This is a genomic window from Streptomyces sp. NPDC060035 (genome assembly GCF_042736635.1).
Lineage (GTDB): Bacteria > Actinomycetota > Actinomycetes > Streptomycetales > Streptomycetaceae > Streptomyces.
This window is the reverse complement of the sequence record NZ_JBHWVO010000016.1, coordinates 58,265-76,606: the sequence shown is the minus strand read 5'-3', so window position 1 is coordinate 76,606 and position 18,342 is coordinate 58,265. Positions and strand designations below refer to the sequence as shown.

The following is an 18,342-nucleotide window of genomic DNA, read 5'->3' as shown; positions in this document are numbered from 1 at the left end:
GGCGCTCTCCAGCCGGGTGCACAGCACGCACGGGGGACGTCTTGCCGACACGCCGGTCGGGGACCGGCCGGTACTGATCAAGCTGACAGTGCGGCGGCTCTCCTGCGAGAACGTTCTTTGCGCGCGGTGGACGTTCGCCGAGCAGGTCGAGGGCCGGACTGTTCGCTACAGCCGCCGCACATCTGCCGCCCGGCGGGTTCTGGAGGCTGTCGCCGTCGCTCTCGTTGGTTCGGGCCGGGAGCCGTCAATCACGAAATAGATCCCGTGATTGAGGAACAAAGAGTGAGTCCCTCGACGACTCGGCGGGGGTACGCCATGGAGATCACCGTCCAGTGGATACGGACGTCCTGGACGAAGGAGTCCCGGGGAGGGGAGGCTGCCTCGCGCAGGAACGCTGCCCCGGTCGGCTTCGCTCTCCCGCATGATGCGGCCTCCCTCGCGCATGTGATTCGCATGCATGAGCGTGACGCCTTCGAGCCGTATGACAGCCAGGAAGAGCTGAGCAAGGTCGATGTCCAGCTCCGTGAGACAGATGGTCGGCTCCGCGTGCTTCCACGGGTGCAGCCCTTGTTTGCCCTGCCGCCTCGGCAGCGGCGACCCCCAGGTGTCCGGCTCATCCCTGGCCAGTGGGTGCGGTGGCAGCTCAACTACCGCTTCAGCAGCGCTCTGGGGATCCGGGGCTGGTCGTACTGGCTGGACACGTTCAACATCGCCTACGGCCCCGTGAACGCGAATGTGTTCCTGTCCACGCCCACCGTGTTCATCGACGAACGAGGACCGCTCCGATAACCCCGTCCGGACCGTCGACCACGAGCCCAGGTGACGTTGTGTCACCGAGGCTAAACCCCGTTACCACGACACGCGCCCGCCCGAGGGCGGGCACCCTCGGGATGTCGACGCCCGCATGTACGGGGACTGGTACCAGCGCACCGGCCCCGGCGCCGAGCTTGGTGCGGGCGTCGGCCGCGGTCGTGACGCCCTCGGTGCGTTCCAGGGCCTGAAGGCGGCAGGGCGGTCAGTCGCAGCCGGGACGGCAGCCGCGCACGTCCACCTCGGCGTTGACAGCGCGCCCACCACCGCGGCGGTGGGCGCGCAGCGTCCCTTGCCCTGCCGTGCCTCGCGGCCCTCCACCACCTGGTGGCGGCCCACGTGAGTGTGCGGCCGGCGTCGTGTCAGCGGTCCTGGGTCATCTGGTCATCACGATCGGTGTCGCTCGGGCCCAGTCGCACGCAGCATTCGCCGGGCTCGGGGGCCAGGACGGCGTGGATTCCGTTGACCTGCAGGCCGTTGAGATAGCCGCTGAGGAAAGCCTGGTTCATACCGCACACCAGGTCAGGGGCCTTCGCGGCCAGCGGGTGGAACGGGCAGTTACGCAGCCGGAGCTGGGTGGGAGTTTCACGGACGGGTTCGTATCCGTACTGGTCCAGCAGCCGCTCACAGGCGGTCAGCCCGCGCTCGGGTCCCAGGCGGCCCGGACGGGCCTCATCCCTGGCGGCCCCGCCCATCTGCCGACCGCGCTGCTCGGCGGTCCGTACCGCTGCCTGCGCGGCATTCTCGTCGGAACTCTCGGTCAGAACGGCATCCAGGAGAAGGTCCGCCAGGAGTTCATGGCGCCGGTCGGGGATGCTCACGGTGATCTGGGCATCGGTGGGTTCGTACACCTTCGGCTGTCTGCCGACCTTGCGGATCCCGCCGGGCGTTTCGTAGCGGGCGCGCAGCAGGCCGGCGTCGACGAGTTTGTCGAGGTGGAAGGCGGCGAGTTTGCGGGATATGCCGACGCTGGCGGCGGCCTCGTCGCGGGTGACGGCGCGCCGGGCGCGCCGGATGAAGGTGAACATGCGCCGCCGCGAGTCCTCGCTCAGGACGCTGACGGAGTCGATGGCGGTGTTGGCTGCGTCGGCCTGCGGAGGCGGAGTCGGGTCAGAAGCCACCAGACCACGATATCTCCTACCTGTGTGGGCGCAAGTGTTCTGTTGGCTTTCTGTACTGCTACCTTGACGTCCGCACTGAATAAGACCAAGATTTGTTGGTGAAACTAGGAGGTTGCGATGCCCACTGAGTCACAGCTTCAGGCGAAGCGTCCGGTCAGCGCCTCGCTCGCCGGACCGTACGGCCACCCCTTCCATCCGATCCTGGTGACCGTGCCGATCGGTGCCTGGGTGACCAGCCTGGTGTTCGACATCGCTTCCCACGTCGTGCACCGTCCGGGATTTTTGACCCAGGGCTCGGAATGGTTGATCGCCGTAGGCGTGATCGGAGCCCTCCTGGCAGCCATGGTCGGATTCCTCGACCTGTTCGCGATTCCGGCCGGCACCCCGGCCTTTCGCACCGCTTTGGTCCACATGACACTGAACCTGCTGGTGACCGCCGCCTTCGCCGTCAACTTCCTTTGGCGTTACAGCACCTACACCGATGGCGGAAGTGTCGGCCTCGGCAGGCTCCTTCTGTCCGCACTCAGCGTGGCAGCCCTGGGCGTGTCGGGGTTTCTGGGCGGCAAGCTCGCCTACCGCTACGGCGTACGGGTCGCCGACGAAAACACCCAGGCCGAGGGATACACGCCCGGCCGCAGCGCCCGGGACACCCGCTCTGCCGTGTGACCCGCCCGCGCACCCTCCACGGCGGCCGGTGTCGTCCGGCCGCCTTCGATACCGTCATCACTCGGGAGTTCCCATGGACATCGCCGCACTGATCACCTGGGTGGTCACCGCCCTGGGCGGGTTCTACATGCTCGGCACCTGGATCCAGCGCGGGGGAATCCGGCAGCAGCAATCGGGCACCAGCCGGCTGCCCGCCCCGGTGATCTTCGGGCACTTCGCCCTGGCCGCGATCGGGCTCGTGGTGTGGATCATCTATGTCGTGGCCGACCAGACCGCCCTGGCCTGGACCGCCTTCGGTCTGCTGCTGCCGGTCGCCCTGCTGGGATTCGTGATGCTGGCCCGGTGGATCCCCGTCTACCGAGAACGCGCCACCGCCGGGCCGACACCGGCCGCAACAACGGCTCAGGTAACCGAAGGGACCGTCCCTGCCGAACGGCACTTCCCGCTTGCTGTGGTGCTGGCACACGGTCTGTTCGCCGTGGTCACCCTCGTACTGGTCCTGCTCACCGCCCTCGGCATCGGCGGCAGCTGACATGACCGAGCGCCCGCACCGCACCACCGCCCGAATAGATCCGCCCGACATCGACGCGACGGCGCCCGCACGTCCCGCCCTGCGGGTCGTCCACCAGCCCAGCGGCATCGACCTAGCGGCCGCGGAAGCCGCGGCCGGCCAGTTCCTCAGCGCACTCGGCATCTCCACCGACTCGGAGAGCCTGCGCGGCACACCGGGCCGGATGGCCCGCGCCTACGCGGAGTTGTTCAGCCCGCGCGCCTTCGACCTGACCACCTTCCCCAACGACGAGGGCTACGACGAACTCGTCCTGGCCCGTCGCATTCCGGTCCGAAGCGTCTGCGAGCATCACCTGCTGCCGTTCGTCGGAACCGCCCACGTCGGCTATCTGCCCGGCGCCCGCATCCTGGGCCTGTCCAAGCTTGCACGCGTCGTCGAGCACTTCGCCTGCCGCCCGCAGGTCCAAGAACGCCTGACCAAGCAGGTCGCCGACTGGCTGCAGACCCAGCTGGAACCCAAAGGCGTCGGCGTGGTGATCGAAGCCGAGCACTCCTGCATGACCCTGCGGGGTGTCCAGGCCACCGGGTGCAGCACCATGACCTCCACCATGCTCGGCCTGCTGCGTTCCGATGCCCGCTCCCGCAGCGAATTCCTCGCCCTGACCGGCGCGGCCTCCTGATTCGGCAAAGCCGCACACACCCGGCCCGACATCGGAAGACCACCGCGCGTGGAAATCTGGATCAACCCAGTCTGTTCCAAGTGCAGCACCGCGCTGTGTACTGGACGCCGAGGGCGTCCAGCTACACAGCGCGGCACTACTTGGGCCCGGCTCACCGCTCTCGTACCGTCCCTCACCGGCATACCCGTCGAGATACACCACCCGCCGGTCCTGGGGCTTCCTGCTCGTCCGCCCGCCGAACGGCGGAAGATAACGCGGCAGCAGCTCGTGCTGGGACACACTCGGCAACGCCTTGCCCTGCCAGTACGTGCCGGACGCCCCAACCGGCATCGCCCCCCAACCCTCTACCGCCTATCACACACAGTGACGCATCCGTCCGGCATGATCGCAGGAGCGCGGAGAAGCTCTACGCGAACCGCTACATGTCCGGTGGGTTCGACCCTCCGGACCAGCCGGACAATCCGTTCTGGCGTAATGAGTGGATCCCGTTCCTGTCGGACCAGGACGGCTGGATGGGAAAGTTCATCGACGCGCGGGACGGGCGGATCGGCAGTTGGTTCGTGGGTGATATCACGACCACGGGCGAGTACGAATCACTGGCTCACTATTTCGACTCCGTGGCGGAGATGCTGACGAAGATCGCCGATGGAAACTATCCGGTCTGCGAGGTCGCCGAAGGGCGACTCGTCTGGTCGTGAGACAAAAAACCAGCCGCGTCGGTCCCACTGGATGACCGTCATCGCCAAAGCCGTCCTCCCTGGGGAGGCGACGGTGAAGAAGCATTTTCAGCGTTGACGCTCCAGGGTGAGAATGGCCGCGGCGATGGCCGTCATGCGGTTGGGACTGACGCGGGCTTTGCGGAAGACGTGCCAGGACTTCAGTCTCGCGACGCTTCGTTCGACTGGTGCTCGTGCCGCTGACAGGGCCCGGTTGACCGTCCGCCGGGTCGGGCTGAGGTCCTGGTGCGGAAGTCGCCTGATCGGCGTGGTCACCCAGGAGCCGGCTCCCATGTAGGCGCGGTCGGCAAGGACCGGAATGCCCTGGCGCTCGCAGATCCGGATGACTCGGTGGGTGCGGGCCGCGCTCAGGTCATGGGTGCGGCCGGACAGGGCGGGTGAGATCCACAGCAGGTTGCCTGCGGGATCGGCAACTACCTGTACGTTCACGCCGTGGCGGCGGTGCTTGTGGGAGAAGTCGGCCCGGCCGTCACCGACGCGGTCGCACTCGGCGAGTGTTCCGTCGAGCAGGACGTACTCGGGATCGCTCTCCCGCAGGGCACGCAGCAGCCCCGGCGCCCGCCGGGACAGGTGACCGACGAGGGCCGTCACGTAGGCGTGGGCCGTGCCGACGGATATGCCGAAACCGGCGGCGATCCGCGCGAGCGCGTCGTGTCGGCGCAAGTAGACCAGGCCGACGAGAGCGCGCTGGTAAGGCGGGAGCTTGCAGCGGCGGCCACCCTCACGGGTGACGATGAGCATGGTTACCCACTCGACCAGAGCATGCGGCAGGTCGAGTGCGGCACGATAGGGAACCAACGAGACTCCTGCGCTGCTGAGTTGAGACGTCGAACACCTCTCTCAACGGCACAGGAGCCTCGTGCGTTGCGGGAGACCAGCCCGTCACCCGATCGGTGGCCACTCTGAAGACGCTCATTGTTCACGGCCGGGGGTTATCCCCACTGCCGATCCGGATGAGCACCCCATCGCATCGGCCGGAATTCTCTCAGGCATCGTGAACGCACGTGGAGGGAGCGGGGTTTGAAGTGCTCTCCCCGGCCGGTCGCCGCAAGCCGCGGCAACCGGGGTCGCTACGACGGAGGTAGAACACGTGATCAAGCACAAGCGTGCGCTGTGCGGCGCACTCACGCTGGCCGTGGCGGTCGGGGTCGTGGGAGGCATACAGCCGGGTAGCGTCTTCGCGGCGACCGCCGCCAAATCCACCCCTGCACAGTCCACCAACTCCGCCGACGAAGCTCGGCTACGCGAAATCCTGCACCGGCTGACCACGGTTGACGGCGGGCCCGGAGCGCTCGTCGAAGTGCGCAACCAACATGGCAGAACGGCTCTGACCAGCGGTGTCGCGGACGTGAACAGCCAGACACCGGTGCGCGGCGACAGCAGATTCCGGATCGGCAGCATGACTAAACCCTTCGTGGCCACGGTCGTGCTCCAACTGGTGGGAGAGCATCGCGTCGCCCTCGACGCACCGGTGGAGCGCTACCTGCCCGGCGTCGTCCGCGGCAACGACAACGACGGGCGGGAGATCACCGTCCGCCAGCTCCTGCAGCACACAAGCGGCCTGCCCGACTACCTCGACCATCTCAACCCGCAGGATGTCCTCAAGGACCCGCTCGCTCACCACGACACCCGCGATCTGGTGAACATCGCACTCACCCAACCCCGGACGTTCAAGCCCGGCTACGGCTGGAGCTACTCCAACACGAACTACCTGCTGGCGGGCATGCTCATCGAACAGGTGACCGGCCACCCCTACGGCGAAGAGATCCGCCGACGCATCATCCAGCAGCTCGGCCTGCACGAGACGTCCGTGCCGGGTGACGACACGGCGATCCCCGGACCGCACCCGCGCGGATACGTGCGGCCCGGCGAGGACGCGCCGCTCATGGACCTCACCGCGATCAACCCGTCGATCGCGGGCGCGTCCGGCGACATGATCTCCAGCACCGGCGACCTCAACCAGTTCCTGGACGCACTCCTGCGCGGCAGGCTGCTGCACCCGGCCCAGCTCAAGGCGATGATGAAGACCCAGCCGACCGGCGACCCCGACGGTCGGGCGTACGGCCTCGGCCTGGAGAGCAGGACGCTGCCCTGCGGCGGCCTCTACTGGGGGCACGGCGGCGACATCTTCGGGTACGAGACCGTCGGCGGTGCCACGATCGATGGCAGGCAGGCCACGGTCATGGTGAACCTCGATCCGGGCGGTACGGACGCGCAGGCCGACGACATGGAGGCTGCTGTCCAGACGGCGCTGTGCGCGGGCCGGCCCGCGCACTCCCAGTAGTACGACCCCGGTGGCGGCAACCGAAGGCGGGACCATCCCAGCGACTCCCCCGCGACTCGGAGGTGCTGGGACATCCGGCGGCCTCGTAAGGGAGCCACCCCCTACGCGACGAAGGGCCACGCGGCGCTGATGGGGACGCCGATCGCGCCCGGCCGCGACCCCGTGCGGCCCGTCGCCGGTTGAGTCCGATCTTCCTCGGTTCGTGATCACTCGATCGTGGTACTGGTCGTCGCACCGGCCGCCTGTTGGGCATGACCATCGAGGTTCGTCCGCCGCAACCCGGACGACCAGGGCAAGGGCTTCGTCCCACAGCCCAAGCGGTGGATAGTCGAGCCGGTCAACGGCACGTTGATGCTGCACCAGCGGCTGGCTGGGGAGTACGACCACCGGCCTGACACCTCCGCCTCGCGGATCTACTGGGCCTCCATCGCGAACATGACCCGGCGCCTCACCGCACCCACCCCGGGCCGGCGAACTACGCGACCAGATCGAGCACTTCACTGCCGCCCTCACCGAGACCGAAGCGAGCCTCGCGGACCTGGCCACCGCCCGGAGGGTCATCACCGAACTCGCACCGGCCGGGACCGAATCCGATCCACCCGAAGCGAACTCCGCCTACCAGGCCATCGTGAACGCCTTCGACCAACACCTCGACCAGGTGTTTCCGGTCCGCGAGCTGCACGGACTCCTCGGCATGCCCACCGACGACCCGACCGTGAACGTCACCCGCAGCCGCCTCGGACGCCTCACCCGACAAGGCTTCCTCACCCAGCCCGGACGGGGCCGCTACCAGAAACGGACCTACCTCCCTCTCAGACGAAACACGCCACGACGCCTTGCAATCGAGCACCGAAGGAGGGTTCTCGGCTGTAGTGGAGCGTATCCACTGGGGCGTTGCCTTCGTCGGTGTCGGTAGCATGAGCTGCCATACACATTCAAGCCACAGAGAATGACGAGGACTGCATGTCCACAAACACTCTTGCGTCCGGCATCAGCGCAGACTACGCGCAGAGGATCACAGATGATCTCGCAGCGAACCGGGGCGAGCAGGACAGAGCTCGTGCCGAGCTGACCCGGCTGCAGGACGAGCTCATCCAGCTGGAAGAGAGTGAGCAAATCCTGGTCAAGATGCAAGAGGTACTGGACGCTACCGGACAACCGGCTGAGCGAAACGGCAAGGGCCGCAAGGCGGCGTCCGTTCCCGCAGCGCGCCACGCCAAAGGCAAGACGACTTCGCAAAAGGCGGGACGCGGGTCAAAGCCCCAGGCACAGGCTGAACAGGAGACTCTCGCCGACGAGACCACAGCATCCAAGGGCGCCGGCAAGCTGACGTGGCGTGAGCTGGTCATCGGATACCTCGGCGATCAGAAGGAACCGAAATCGTCAGCCGAAGTAACCGCCGCCCTGACCGCGTCACACCCCCAGCGCAATACCCAAGTCGCTGTGGTACGCAATACTCTCGAACAAGGGGTAGCCCATGGGCTGCTGGAGCGCTCCAAGCAAGGACGCTCCGTCTACTACAGCCCTGTCTCAACCCCTGCCGCCGTCACGAAGCACGACGTAGTTGAGGCACCAGCCCACTAGCTGAAACCTTAAAAACGACTGCAGATCCACCTAACCCCATCCCATGATCCCGGTGTCGAGGTGGTCGGGTCGGCGAGTTCGGTTTCAGGGCGTGGACTCCGGCGTCCTTGCGGTTGGGGCTGTCCATTCCGGCGACCCAGGTGACCATCTGGTCCTCCAGCTTCGAGAAGACGCCGACGTGGTGCAGGGGTCCCTGCTCGTAGAGCTGGGCGATCGGTTCGGCTCGGAGACGTTATGAGGAGGCCGCGGGCGTCGCCGCTGCGCTGAAGCTGCTCCCATGCCGGGCAAACGATCTGGCGGGCCATGTCGCCGCCGTCGCCGTAGTTGCACTCGCCCGAGATCGCGTCAGCGCGGAGTACCAGGGCGAGGCGACAGGCGGCGAGGCCCCAGTCGTTCGCGCCGAGGTAGCCGGACCGGTCGTCGAGGACGTAGTGGTGGCCATCGCAGCCGCGGGCTGCGCCGACGATGCCGGTCTCGTCGGACACCGTGGTGTCTCCGTCGGCGCAGTCGACGGCGTCGACGATGCCGGCCATGTCGAGGCCTCCGAATGCAACGCCCGAGGTGCAGTTGGTGTCGATCCAGGCGCAGGCCCGGACTCCGCCTTTCGGGGGCGGGATTTTCTGCTGGTACAGGGCGGCGAACACGCGCTCGCCGCCCCTCCGCGACCAGCACAGCAACAGCAACCGATGCAGCGGTGGGCCGGCATCCAAGCTGTACGCGGGCAGAAGCAGCTGGTCTGCGAGGCCAAGGGCCACACCAGCGAGAAGGGCATCGAAACAGACACCGCCTACGGCCAGTTGCAGCGCCGTATGACGCGCCAGGACCCGCACACGCGCTCGTCGTGCCGTCCTCGTCGGTCAAGGCCGCCGGCCCCGCGTCCCCGCCCACGTCCGGCAACTGCTGTGCATCGACGTGTACGAGGTGACGGACGACGACCAGGTACGCCGGCTGACCGGGTAGAGGCCGTTGTCGCCGCGGAGGATGACTTCGCGGTGGGGGTGGCGCATGTCGTCGCTCAGGTGGATCGCGGCGACAGAGGAGGAGAGGCGGGCTTCGGTGCCGACGAGGGTGGCATTCACCTGCTCTCGAACATCTCGAAGGCCCATCCTGCCATCTCCAAAGCCTGGGCGGACAAGGGCTACCGCATGAAAGCCATCGACCACGGCGCCCGCCTCTGCATCGACATGGAAGTTCTCCGCCGCGACCCCGCCGAGAAGGGATTCAAGGTCATCCCCCGACGTCGGGTGGCCGAGCGGACCTTCGGCTGGCTCATGCGCCACCGCCGCCTCGCCCGCGACCACGAAACCCACCCCCACCGATCCGAAGCCCTGATCAACATAGCGGTGATCGATCTCATGAACCGCAGACTCACCCGCGAATCAACCCCGAACTGGCGAGGCAGCTGAACGGCAGCAGAGTCGCCTTCGTGCGCATCACAGCGGGTAGGGATACAGGCTGACGCTGGCCCGCTCCACACGCACCTCCACCCACGTTCCGTCAACCGCGACCGGTGGCGGCGGGTCGGCGAGGTCGAACAGGATCTGCGAGTCACCCACTTCCAGCACAGCCCCGCCGTCGCCCGTGAGACTCAGGCGGCCCCGGAAAACGACCTGGCTGCCGTCCTCGCTCAACGCAAGCGAGGACAGAGCGACTGACTGCGTGTTACCACCCCAGGCCATGTCCTCATCGACAGTCCACTCCACATGATGCTCGCAGCCCACATCGGTCGGATCCCCGCACCAGAGCGCCACGGCGGTTCCCACACCCGAGCGCACCCGAATCGTCGCAGCCCCGCCGGAGACCTGTCGCACTGCCGCTACCTGGACCAACACCCCGCAATCATCCATGACATGGCTGCATTACCAAACACTCCCGCCAGGACAGGACGCTCTTGTAGTTCCGAGCCGCAGGTGGACCCGACAGCCTGGGCCAGCCACTCCCGAGCAGCCGGACGACAGTTGTGACGGAGCCGGTTGTGCCCGTACACAGCCAGCAGCGGCCGCGCACACCTCGGGGGGTGTGACGACGGTGCCGCCTGTTGCCCTTCGAGCCTTGAAGAAGAGAGACCCTCCAGGAACCTGTTATCTTTACGTGACTTTCGGCGCAACTCTCAGTCAGGTTATGGCCTTGGCTGTTGTCGGAGTCGTGGGATGAGGCTGTCCAGCCGTCTTCCGAGTGGTTCCGTCCGATCAGCTGCCCCATGGGCTGAACCCGAGGATGCGCGTGACCTGTACCGGTTCCACCGAACGGTGCGCCGTCTCATGTTCGGCCAGCAGGCGGATACCGGGCGCAAGGACGTGCAGTTGTACCGACCCCCACGCCTCTCGGCGCCACGGTCCGTCGAGCCTGAGACCCCGTTGCCGCCCGAGTGCGGCGGGTTCGTACGGGGGTCGGCGAGCGGATGACTCCTTCACTCGTAAAGGCGGCCGCGATACGCGGGTCGGCCAGGACTTTCATGGCTGGGTGGTATGACGAAGCATCACAAGGTTGGTTCGGTCATTCGTGCCGCGCGAAGGCGGCTGCCAGGGGGAGTGCGCCGCTGGAAGGCAGCCGGGCAGCGCTCGCGACCGAGGCTGAAGCCTGACTATCCACGGGCCGGCCGACACGGATGGCGAAGATGGGTTCCTTCGTGGAGGCTTGCTCTCGCCTCGTTCCTCATATGCACAGCGTCGCTCACTGCCGTGGTGGGCGTCGCCTATGCGCGTACGGACCTGCCCGAGGACCTCAACGCGTTCGCCACTCAGCAGGACACCGTCTATTACTGGGCCGATGGCTCCCCCATGGCCCGTACCGGCTGGGTGAGTCGCCAGGAGATGCCCCTGTCGAAGATCCCCGAGTCCGTCAGGTGGGCCGTACTGGCGGCCGAGAACGCCAACTTCTATTCAGACCATGGCATTTCGACGAAAGGGATCACCCGCGCCCTGTGGCGCACCGTCGGAGAGGGGGACACCCAGGGCGGATCCACCATCACCCAGCAGTACGTCAAGAACGTCTACCTCTCGCAAGACCAGTCCTTCTCACGCAAGTTCACGGAGATGCTCCTCGCGGTCAAGCTGGACCGCCGGCTGAGCAAGGACACCATTCTCGAGGAGTACCTGAACACCAGTTGGTTCGGCCGTGGCTCCTACGGTCTGCAACGCGCCTCGCAGGCCTACTACGGCAAGGAGGTCACCCAGCTCAATGCCAGTGAGGGTGCTTTCCTCGCTTCCCTGCTCAAGGGAGCGTCGCTCTACGACCCTGCCGTCGATCCCGACAACCGGGAACGCGCCATTGAACGCTGGAGCTGGACGCTGGACCGCATGGTGGAGATCGGCAGGCTGAGCCCGGCTGAACGGGCGCGGTACACCACCTTCCCTCAGCCCAAGGCTCCTCTCAGATCGAACAATGCGGGTGGGCAGGACGGCTATCTCGTCGCGCTCGCGGAGTCGTACGCCAAACGCGCGGGACACATCTCCGACTCCCGGTTCGACCTCGGCGGGTACCAGATCTACACAACGTTCGAGAAGCCGCAGACGGCAGCACTCACCTCGGCCGTGCAGCAGGCCCGCGAAAAGCTTGATCCTCAGCAGCGCAAGGCCGACCGGCACACCCGCTTCGGGGCCGCCTCGGTCTCTCCGGACGGCCGGATACTCGCCGTTTACGGCGGACCGGACTTCCAGAAGCAGGCTTTCAACGAATCCAACGCGAGTACCGTGCCGGCCGGATCGGCCTTCACCCCGTTCGTCTACGCCGCCGGACTTGAGTACGGGGTATCGCACGAGCGCGACGGTCCCCGCACCCCGCTCACTCCCTCGACCCCCTACGACGGGGACAACGGCCTGCCGGTCACAACGCCGGAAGGCCCCTACTGGGACCGCGCCGGCAGGACGGTCAAAGGACACAACGAAGGCAATCGCTCCTACGGCCGCATCGGCCTGCACGATGCCATGGCCCAGGGTGCGGACGCACCGTTCCTTCAGCTCGGCATGGACGTGGGTTTGGGCCGGGTCCGCCGCATCGCCGAGGACTCCGGACTGCTCCCGTCCAGCTTCGGTCCCCCCGTCCCCGCGTTCTCACTGGGCAACTCCACTCCCAGCGCCATACGTATGGCCAGCGCCTACGGGACGTTCGCGGCTCATGGCCTGCACACCACTCCGTACTCGGTAGCCAAGGTCACCCGAAACGGCGAGCCGGTCCCCCTGAGCCGGCCGAAGGCCAGACGAGCCATGAAGACGGCCGTGGCCGACGAGATCACCGCTTCCCTCACCCGGAGTGCGACGAGCTCCGGCACATTTACCGCACCGTCCTCCGGGAAGACCGGAACAACTCAGGACCTGACCGCGCACTGGTATGTCGGCTACACGCCAGAGGCATCCACCGCCGTCGTCACCTACCGGATGGACCTGGCGAAGAGCATCGCACCGCTTCCACTCAAAGGGCTCGGAGGCGACCCGTCCTCCGGCAGAGACTATCCGGCCCAGATCTGGATGAGCTATATGGAGGCCGTGACCCAATGACCCGACGAGACCCGCGCCGGTGGCGTACCGGAAGATATTCTTACTGCCGTCGAGCACCACGCCCGTCACCTGTCGGCCAGGCCGCAATCCTCGTCGGCCGGGCCGGCGTGAGGCGCATATGGATCACAATTCGCGCCCACCCCGGTGCAGTTGCAGTGGTGGCGTCCAGCCTCATCGTGTCGCTCTGCGCGGTCCTCTTGCTCCTCCCATCCGGTGGTGCATACGACGACTCGCCGTCCGGGGCCACCGAGACCGTTGCCGCACCGGAACCCCCCGCCCGGCAGAAGCGCGTCGACGCACATAAGACTGATGCGGAGGCATGGGACGGGAAAGTCAGGATCCTGGGAGACGGCTCCACCTCATATACCGGCCCGCAGCCCCGCCAGCTCAAGCCCGAGAGACTCAAGCCGGGCCAGAAACCGCCCCAGTTCGTCGTCTTCTCCTGGGACGGCGCGCTCGAGGGCGACGACCGGATGCTCTCCCGCTTCCGGCAGGTGGCGAAGGAGAGCAATGCCCACATGACGTTCTTCCTCACCGGTATCTACCTGCTCCCGGAAGATCGCAGCAGTCTGTACCTGCCGCCCCAGCACAAGGCGGGTGCCGCAGCCATCTCCTACCCCACACGCGAGCACATCCGTACGACACTGGAGCAGCTCGGCAAGGCGTGGAAAGACGGCCACGAGATCGGGTCACACTTCAACGGCCATTTCTGCGGAAAGAAGGGAGGCGGCGACTGGAGCACCGAGGAGTGGACACAGGAGATCGACGCGTTCTACTCCTTCGTGCAGAACTGGAAGACCAACACCGGCTATCAGGATCTCGAACCTCTCCCGTTCGACCCGACCCGCGAGGTCGTAGGCGGGCGAGCACCTTGCCTGGAGGGCCAGAAAACCCTGCTCCCCGCCACCAAGGGTTTCGGATGGCGCTACGACGCCAGCTCGCCCGGAGACTTCCAAATCTGGCCTTCGAAGAAGGACGGCATCTGGAACCTCCCGCTGCAGATGCTCCCCTTCCCGGGCAAGGACTTCCAGGTCCTCTCCATGGACTTCAACTTTCTCTACAACCAGTCGGACGGCAGCACCGAGGGCAACCCGGCGCGATACGGACACTGGCGAGAGCAGGCCCGCGACGCCTACCTCGCAGGATTCGAAAGGGTCCTGCACGGGAGCCGCGCACCGATGTTCATCGGCAACCATTTCGAGGACTGGAACGGCGGGATATACATGGATGCCGTCGAGGACGTGATGCGCAGCATCTGCCCCCGCAAGGAAGTGCGGTGTGTGTCCTTCCGCGAACTGACCGACTGGCTCGACGCGCAGGATCCCAACGTGCTTGCCCAGTGGCGAACCCTCGATCCCGCTCAGCCATCCGGTTGGTAGCAGTAGCGACCTCGTGCGTGGTCAGCGGTGACGATGGCCGCACCGGCTCGTCGGACCGTTCGTGGTGGGGATGCAGGCGCGTACGTTGATCATGTCGGAGCGTCGGGTCACAGGGCTGTCAGCGGACGTGATCGCTGATCTGGTGGCAGAGTTGGGACCGGTCTGGCAAGCCCGCAGAGATGCCGAGCTGCTCGATCGACGGCGTCGGCGAGCGGTCGGAGCAGGCGCGAAGTACAAGCTGGTCTTCGCCGACCGGCTCCTGGCCACCCTCGTTCATCTGAGGCACGGCGTTACCCATGATGTGCCGGCCTGCTGGTTTCAGGTGGACCGGTCGACCATCACCCGTGCGGTCGGCGAGCTCCGGCCTCTGCTCGCCGACCGCGGCTGCCGCATTGAGGGCGGCCTGCAGTTCCGATCCCATCGGGGTTTCGTGGCACGCCGTGGGGAACGCGCCCGTCAGTCCTGGGGCGGGAAGAGGGCGAGGAGGCGTTCCTTCTGGCGGGTTCCAAGGCCATGGACGCGGCGGGTCTCCGAGATGCCGAATTCCTTGACGATCTGGCCGGCACGGATCTTGCCGATACGGGGCAGCGACTCCAGAAGACGGCGAACGGGGATTCTGGCAACGACCGGGTCATCGCGTCCGAGGACGTCCTGCAGCGACACCTTGCCGTCCTTGATGGCGGCCAGGAGATCGGCGCGCTCTTGCCGGACGGCGACAGCCCTCTTCAGTGCGCTGGCACGGGCTTCGGCGGACAGGTTGGGCAGGGCCATGGGCGGCGCTCCTGTTCTTCTCATCTTTCGGTGTGCGGCGTCATCGCAGTCGCATCCTTGACCTTGTGGTGTACATAGTGCCCTCAATCGGCCGCGATATGACTCTGCGGCATCACCCCCTCTCGGCAGCCAACCCGGCTATCCGGTTCGTGAGGTCCGGCCAGCTGGGGCCTGTCCTCAGTCGCGATCAAGCAGTGGGGCGGCTGCCGTTGGCGGTCTGGTCGTTCCACTCCGGGATGACGGCCTTGATGTTCCGTTCGCGCAGGCGCGCGGTTGGCGCGGGAGCTGTACGCCTTGTCGCCGGCGACTGCGGCGGGCCGGGTGCGGGGCGGCCGACGGGGCCGCGGATCTTGATCTCGTCCAGGGCCGGGATGAAGTGGGGGCTGTCGGCCACCTGCCCCTCGGTCAGGACGAAGGAGAGCGGGCGGCAGCGGGGATCGGAGGTGAGGTGGACCTTGCTGGTCAGGCCGCCGCACGAGCGCCCCAGCCGGGCTGCCTCGAGGCGGGCCTGGCGTCTGCGCCGGGCCCGTCGCCGCTCTTCACGATCCGGACCGGGCTCACTCTCCACATCGACGACCTGCGGCTCATGTTCTTGCCGGCGGCCCCCTTTGTTCTCCCGGCCGCCTCCTCCAGACGGGCGAGGACCTCCTCGCTGACCCGCATGCCCGCCGCTTCGTGATGGGCGCGGGCCACTGTGGAGTCCACGCTGACCAGGGACAGGTCCACTTGCCCCCGGCGGCCGCCTCGGCGATCACGCCGATCAGTGCCTGGAAGACACCCAAGTCACGCCATTGGACGAAGCGGTTGCAGACGGTCTGACAGGCGCCGAACTCCGGCGGCATCTTCCGCCGCTGACTGCCCGAGCGGAATCTCCAGATGACGCCCTCGAACTGCTCCCGCAGATGTCCTGGATACGGGCCGGACCTGCCAATCGGTAGGAACGGATCGACCAACTCCCTCTTTTCGTCTGCAAGTTCCGTACGTGCCATACCGGGCTTCGCCCAGCCCGCAGACAGACAGCCACCGGAAGACGCGTCCCGAATCTTGATCACGACTCACGGCAGGGCCTGAGCGCTGTCCCGTACCTGCGGTGGCGGACAGCTGCGGCCTCGTCGGTGCTCGGCTTCCTCCACAGATGTCGCTCGTCCAAGGTTCCGAATCGCACGTCTCCGCATGCAAGGTCGACGAGGATGGGCCAACAGTCCAACAGCTGGTCTCTCGCATTACGCGAGGCGAGGTACTGCGCAGAGTTGTAGGGCACGATCAGGAGCCCGTTGCTCTCACGAACCCGCTCTGCGTCGATGGCGAGAGGCGGCTCGTCATCGCGCTGGCTGTGAGCGAGAATCGCCACTGCGAGCTGCAGGGCCTCGTCCTGCTCCATCATCGGTCTCCAGTTCGTCGGCTCGAAGAAGGCACCCTAACCGGCTTGGGATGATCTTGGTGTGGCTGGTGTGATCAGGGCGCCGGAGCCGTCCTGGATAGCCCCGTTCACAGGGCTGAGCCCTCGTGCCTTCGGGAAGCCGGTGACCGTACTGCGGCGCGAGGGTGCGGACGCGGTCCGCAAGGGCGGGCCGTGGAGCCTTCCGCTGGAAGACCGGGCACTGCTGGTCGCAGCGTACTGGCGCACTGACCTGACGATGCGCCAGCTCGCTCCACTGTTCGAGGTGTCCAAGTCGGCGGCGGATCGGATCATCGACCACCTCGGGCCGATGCTTGCTCTCCAGCCCCGCAAGCGGTTCGCCAAGGGCACCGTGCTCATCGTGGACGGCACCCTGGTCCGTACCCGCGACCACACCATCGCCGAGCAGTCGAAGAATTACCGGTACTCCACCACCCACCAGGTCGTCATCGATGCCGACACCCGGCTCGTCGTCGTGGTCGGCCGACCGCTGCCTGGGAACCGCAACGACTGCAAGGCGCGGGAGAAATCCGGAGCCAAGGCCGCGGTCGGCAGGACACTCACGATCGCCGATGGCGGCTATCCCGGCACGGGGCTCGTCACGCCCCATCGTCGACGCAAGGGTGAAGACCTGCCCGCCTGGAAGGAAGTGCACAACAAGTCCCCCAAGCAGGTCCGTGCCCGTGTCAAACACGTCTTCGCCCGAATGAAGACCTGGAAGATCCTGCGCGACTGTCGCCTCAAAGGCGACGGCGTCCACCACGCCATGCTCGGCATCGCGCGGATGCACAACCTCTCCCTCGCCGGATAGATCAGCGGGTCACACAGCGACCGACCACGCCCGAGGCGACCCAAAGATCATTTACGGGCCAGCCCTCAGGCCGTGTATCGGGAGTGGATCTCGAACGGCGCGGCGAAGGTTCAAATCGCGGTGGGAGATCCAAAGCAGTGCAGTCATTGACGGCGACCAGGACCGGATCGACGCAGCCAAGCCGCAGTAGCACAGCAGAAACAGCAGTGGGCCCGTGGTGTCGGTCGGCACCGTGGGCCTACGTGCGTACGCCGATCATCAGTCCCAGATCAGCCTGCCGCCCCGAACACATCCAATTGCGCCCTGCGCCCCCGCAGAAATCTGCTCCATGAGGACGACCGTCTCGCTGAACAGAACGGTCAGTGACTCGTGAACTCCGAAGGATGGCGCATCCCCATCGCCGAAGGAGCCGATCTGACCGCTACGCACATCCAGGAACTTGCCGTAACAAGCATCATCGTCCGAGATGACCGGAATCCACTGCTCATGCCAGAAGGGAAACTCCGGATCGTCGGACGGGTCGTCGCGCTCGATCTCCATCTTGAAGTGGTACGTCCACTCCATGGCCGCGAGTCCCAGCAAATCGCGGTTGCTGCCGGGCACGACCCCCTCCGTGACACCAACAGGGCCGTTGTCGGCCCCGGAGGCCAGGAGCCACGTCCGAAGCTCGACCGGGAAAACGACGCACATGCGCTCCTCAGCCGCAGTGATCGCTGCCGGCGGAGCGGGAGCAAGGATCGACGACGCAGTCGTCGGTGCATTCGTCTCCAGCCAGTCCACCAATCGCTGCCACGCCAACTGCACGTCCCCCATGGTCATTCCCTTCTCCGAACGTCTACCTCACAGCCTCACGGCGCACCCTACGGCCCGGCAGCGAAGCGCCCCAGAAGCGCAACGTCGTACGCGAGGACGACCTCGGCTGTGTGTTCTGCGGCATGAAACCTGGATCCCATCGCGTGACAGCCGAGGGTCACAGCCACTCGTTGACGGCCGCGATGAGGGCGGTCGCCTCGTAGCGGACCGCGAGCTTGTCGTACCTCGTGGCCACAGCTCGGTGTCTCTTGAGGCGGTTGATACCGCACTCGACAGCGTGG

General features: G+C 66.6%; 18 protein-coding genes and 4 pseudogenes. 13 read left to right on the top strand and 9 right to left on the bottom strand.

The annotated features are described in order from the left end of the window. The first annotated feature begins 315 nt into the window (after nt 1-315). Nucleotides 316-789 (top strand): hypothetical protein, encoded by a 474-nt coding sequence (locus ACFWBQ_RS24320; RefSeq protein WP_385493752.1) that lies wholly within the window; start codon nt 316-318, stop codon nt 787-789. Nucleotides 790-1,172: 383 nt separating this feature from the next. Here the strand turns inward: ACFWBQ_RS24320 and ACFWBQ_RS24315 are convergent, their stop codons facing one another. Next, a complete protein-coding gene (locus ACFWBQ_RS24315) occupies nt 1,173-1,931 on the bottom strand; it encodes a helix-turn-helix transcriptional regulator (RefSeq protein ID WP_385492768.1) in 759 nt (252 codons plus the stop codon). 117 nt (nt 1,932-2,048) lie between these two features. On the opposite strand from ACFWBQ_RS24315, the gene ACFWBQ_RS24310 reads away from it, so the two are divergent. The 4 genes from ACFWBQ_RS24310 (at nt 2,049) to ACFWBQ_RS24295 (ending at nt 4,485) form a co-directional block, all read left to right on the top strand. Next, the gene (locus tag ACFWBQ_RS24310) at nt 2,049-2,597 is read left to right on the top strand and encodes a DUF2231 domain-containing protein (RefSeq protein ID WP_385492765.1); all 549 of its coding nucleotides are present in this window, start codon (nt 2,049-2,051) and stop codon (nt 2,595-2,597) included. Between the two features lie 73 nt (nt 2,598-2,670). Beyond that, the gene (locus ACFWBQ_RS24305) at nt 2,671-3,129 is read left to right on the top strand and encodes a hypothetical protein (protein ID WP_385492762.1); all 459 of its coding nucleotides are present in this window, start codon (nt 2,671-2,673) and stop codon (nt 3,127-3,129) included. 1 nt (nt 3,130) lies between these two features. Continuing rightward, complete coding sequence (gene folE, locus ACFWBQ_RS24300; RefSeq protein WP_385492760.1) at nt 3,131-3,787, top strand: GTP cyclohydrolase I FolE; 657 nt, start codon at nt 3,131-3,133, stop codon at nt 3,785-3,787. A 422-nt stretch (nt 3,788-4,209) separates the two neighbouring features. Beyond that, the gene (locus ACFWBQ_RS24295) at nt 4,210-4,485 is read left to right on the top strand and encodes a hypothetical protein (RefSeq protein ID WP_385492758.1); all 276 of its coding nucleotides are present in this window, start codon (nt 4,210-4,212) and stop codon (nt 4,483-4,485) included. Nucleotides 4,486-4,572: 87 nt separating this feature from the next. Here the strand turns inward: ACFWBQ_RS24295 and ACFWBQ_RS24290 are convergent, their stop codons facing one another. Continuing rightward, a complete protein-coding gene (locus ACFWBQ_RS24290; RefSeq protein WP_385492754.1) occupies nt 4,573-5,322 on the bottom strand; it encodes a transposase family protein in 750 nt (249 codons plus the stop codon). 292 nt (nt 5,323-5,614) lie between these two features. On the opposite strand from ACFWBQ_RS24290, the gene ACFWBQ_RS24285 reads away from it, so the two are divergent. Together ACFWBQ_RS24285 and ACFWBQ_RS24280 are read left to right on the top strand one after the other, a co-directional pair. Beyond that, entirely contained in the window at nt 5,615-6,808 is a 1,194-nt protein-coding gene (locus tag ACFWBQ_RS24285) for a serine hydrolase domain-containing protein (protein ID WP_385492752.1), read from the top strand. A 267-nt stretch (nt 6,809-7,075) separates the two neighbouring features. Continuing rightward, nucleotides 7,076-7,273, top strand: a pseudogene (locus ACFWBQ_RS24280) (IS5/IS1182 family transposase); the annotation flags it as partial. Between the two features lie 10 nt (nt 7,274-7,283). Here ACFWBQ_RS24280 and ACFWBQ_RS24275 read toward each other — a convergent pair. Continuing rightward, nucleotides 7,284-7,490 (bottom strand): hypothetical protein, encoded by a 207-nt coding sequence (locus tag ACFWBQ_RS24275; protein WP_385492749.1) that lies wholly within the window; start codon nt 7,488-7,490, stop codon nt 7,284-7,286. A 281-nt stretch (nt 7,491-7,771) separates the two neighbouring features. Here ACFWBQ_RS24275 and ACFWBQ_RS24270 point away from each other — a divergent pair, with 281 nt between their 5' ends. Further along, complete coding sequence (locus ACFWBQ_RS24270) at nt 7,772-8,392, top strand: hypothetical protein (RefSeq protein WP_385492747.1); 621 nt, start codon at nt 7,772-7,774, stop codon at nt 8,390-8,392. A gap of 434 nt (nt 8,393-8,826) precedes the next feature. Beyond that, nucleotides 8,827-9,798: a hypothetical protein gene (locus tag ACFWBQ_RS24265; RefSeq protein WP_385492744.1), complete on the top strand. Its 972-nt coding sequence runs from the start codon at nt 8,827-8,829 to the stop codon at nt 9,796-9,798. A 27-nt stretch (nt 9,799-9,825) separates the two neighbouring features. On the opposite strand, the gene ACFWBQ_RS24260 is transcribed toward ACFWBQ_RS24265, so the two are convergent. Continuing rightward, nucleotides 9,826-10,224 (bottom strand): hypothetical protein, encoded by a 399-nt coding sequence (locus ACFWBQ_RS24260; RefSeq protein WP_385492742.1) that lies wholly within the window; start codon nt 10,222-10,224, stop codon nt 9,826-9,828. A gap of 636 nt (nt 10,225-10,860) precedes the next feature. On the opposite strand from ACFWBQ_RS24260, the gene ACFWBQ_RS24255 reads away from it, so the two are divergent. The 3 genes and pseudogenes from ACFWBQ_RS24255 to ACFWBQ_RS24245 form a co-directional block, all read left to right on the top strand. After that, nucleotides 10,861-12,888 carry a transglycosylase domain-containing protein gene (locus ACFWBQ_RS24255; RefSeq protein ID WP_385492738.1) on the top strand — a complete coding sequence of 676 codons (2,028 nt, stop codon included), beginning with the start codon at nt 10,861-10,863 and terminating at the stop codon, nt 12,886-12,888. Beyond that, on the top strand, nt 12,885-14,267 hold the full coding sequence (locus ACFWBQ_RS24250) for a hypothetical protein (RefSeq protein ID WP_385492736.1): 1,383 nt from the start codon (nt 12,885-12,887) through the stop codon (nt 14,265-14,267). The genes ACFWBQ_RS24255 and ACFWBQ_RS24250 overlap by 4 nt, the downstream gene beginning before the upstream one ends. Before the next feature lie 70 nt (nt 14,268-14,337). Continuing rightward, nucleotides 14,338-14,595 (top strand): annotated as a pseudogene (locus ACFWBQ_RS24245) (transposase family protein); the annotation flags it as partial. A 128-nt stretch (nt 14,596-14,723) separates the two neighbouring features. Here ACFWBQ_RS24245 and mihF read toward each other — a convergent pair. The 4 genes and pseudogenes from mihF to ACFWBQ_RS24225 all read right to left on the bottom strand — a co-directional run bounded on the left by mihF (nt 14,724) and on the right by ACFWBQ_RS24225 (nt 16,422). After that, entirely contained in the window at nt 14,724-15,038 is a 315-nt protein-coding gene (mihF, locus tag ACFWBQ_RS24240; protein ID WP_385492733.1) for an integration host factor, actinobacterial type, read from the bottom strand. Nucleotides 15,039-15,228: 190 nt separating this feature from the next. Continuing rightward, nucleotides 15,229-15,582, bottom strand: a pseudogene (locus ACFWBQ_RS24235) (transposase); the annotation flags it as partial. A gap of 68 nt (nt 15,583-15,650) precedes the next feature. Continuing rightward, nucleotides 15,651-16,027: pseudogene (locus ACFWBQ_RS24230) on the bottom strand (transposase); the annotation flags it as partial. Nucleotides 16,028-16,086: 59 nt separating this feature from the next. Next, the gene (locus ACFWBQ_RS24225) at nt 16,087-16,422 is read right to left on the bottom strand and encodes a hypothetical protein (protein ID WP_385492731.1); all 336 of its coding nucleotides are present in this window, start codon (nt 16,420-16,422) and stop codon (nt 16,087-16,089) included. A gap of 58 nt (nt 16,423-16,480) precedes the next feature. Here ACFWBQ_RS24225 and ACFWBQ_RS24220 point away from each other — a divergent pair, with 58 nt between their 5' ends. Beyond that, entirely contained in the window at nt 16,481-17,248 is a 768-nt protein-coding gene (locus tag ACFWBQ_RS24220) for a transposase (protein WP_385492729.1), read from the top strand. Nucleotides 17,249-17,506: 258 nt separating this feature from the next. Here the strand turns inward: ACFWBQ_RS24220 and ACFWBQ_RS24215 are convergent, their stop codons facing one another. Further along, complete coding sequence (locus ACFWBQ_RS24215; RefSeq protein ID WP_385492726.1) at nt 17,507-18,067, bottom strand: SMI1/KNR4 family protein; 561 nt, start codon at nt 18,065-18,067, stop codon at nt 17,507-17,509. Between the last annotated feature and the right edge of the window lie 275 nt (nt 18,068-18,342).

Coding starts and splice junctions, on each gene's coding strand:
- ACFWBQ_RS24310 (WP_385492765.1), top strand. CDS start 2,049: ATGCCCACTGAGTCACAGCTTCAGGCGAAGCGTCCGGTCAGCGCCTCG.
- mihF (WP_385492733.1), bottom strand. CDS start 15,038: ATGGCCCTGCCCAACCTGTCCGCCGAAGCCCGTGCCAGCGCACTGAAG.
- ACFWBQ_RS24270 (WP_385492747.1), top strand. CDS start 7,772: ATGTCCACAAACACTCTTGCGTCCGGCATCAGCGCAGACTACGCGCAG.
- ACFWBQ_RS24225 (WP_385492731.1), bottom strand. CDS start 16,422: ATGATGGAGCAGGACGAGGCCCTGCAGCTCGCAGTGGCGATTCTCGCT.
- ACFWBQ_RS24215 (WP_385492726.1), bottom strand. CDS start 18,067: ATGACCATGGGGGACGTGCAGTTGGCGTGGCAGCGATTGGTGGACTGG.
- ACFWBQ_RS24295 (WP_385492758.1), top strand. CDS start 4,210: ATGTCCGGTGGGTTCGACCCTCCGGACCAGCCGGACAATCCGTTCTGG.
- ACFWBQ_RS24305 (WP_385492762.1), top strand. CDS start 2,671: ATGGACATCGCCGCACTGATCACCTGGGTGGTCACCGCCCTGGGCGGG.
- ACFWBQ_RS24255 (WP_385492738.1), top strand. CDS start 10,861: ATGACGAAGCATCACAAGGTTGGTTCGGTCATTCGTGCCGCGCGAAGG.
- folE (WP_385492760.1), top strand. CDS start 3,131: ATGACCGAGCGCCCGCACCGCACCACCGCCCGAATAGATCCGCCCGAC.
- ACFWBQ_RS24320 (WP_385493752.1), top strand. CDS start 316: ATGGAGATCACCGTCCAGTGGATACGGACGTCCTGGACGAAGGAGTCC.
- ACFWBQ_RS24250 (WP_385492736.1), top strand. CDS start 12,885: ATGACCCGACGAGACCCGCGCCGGTGGCGTACCGGAAGATATTCTTAC.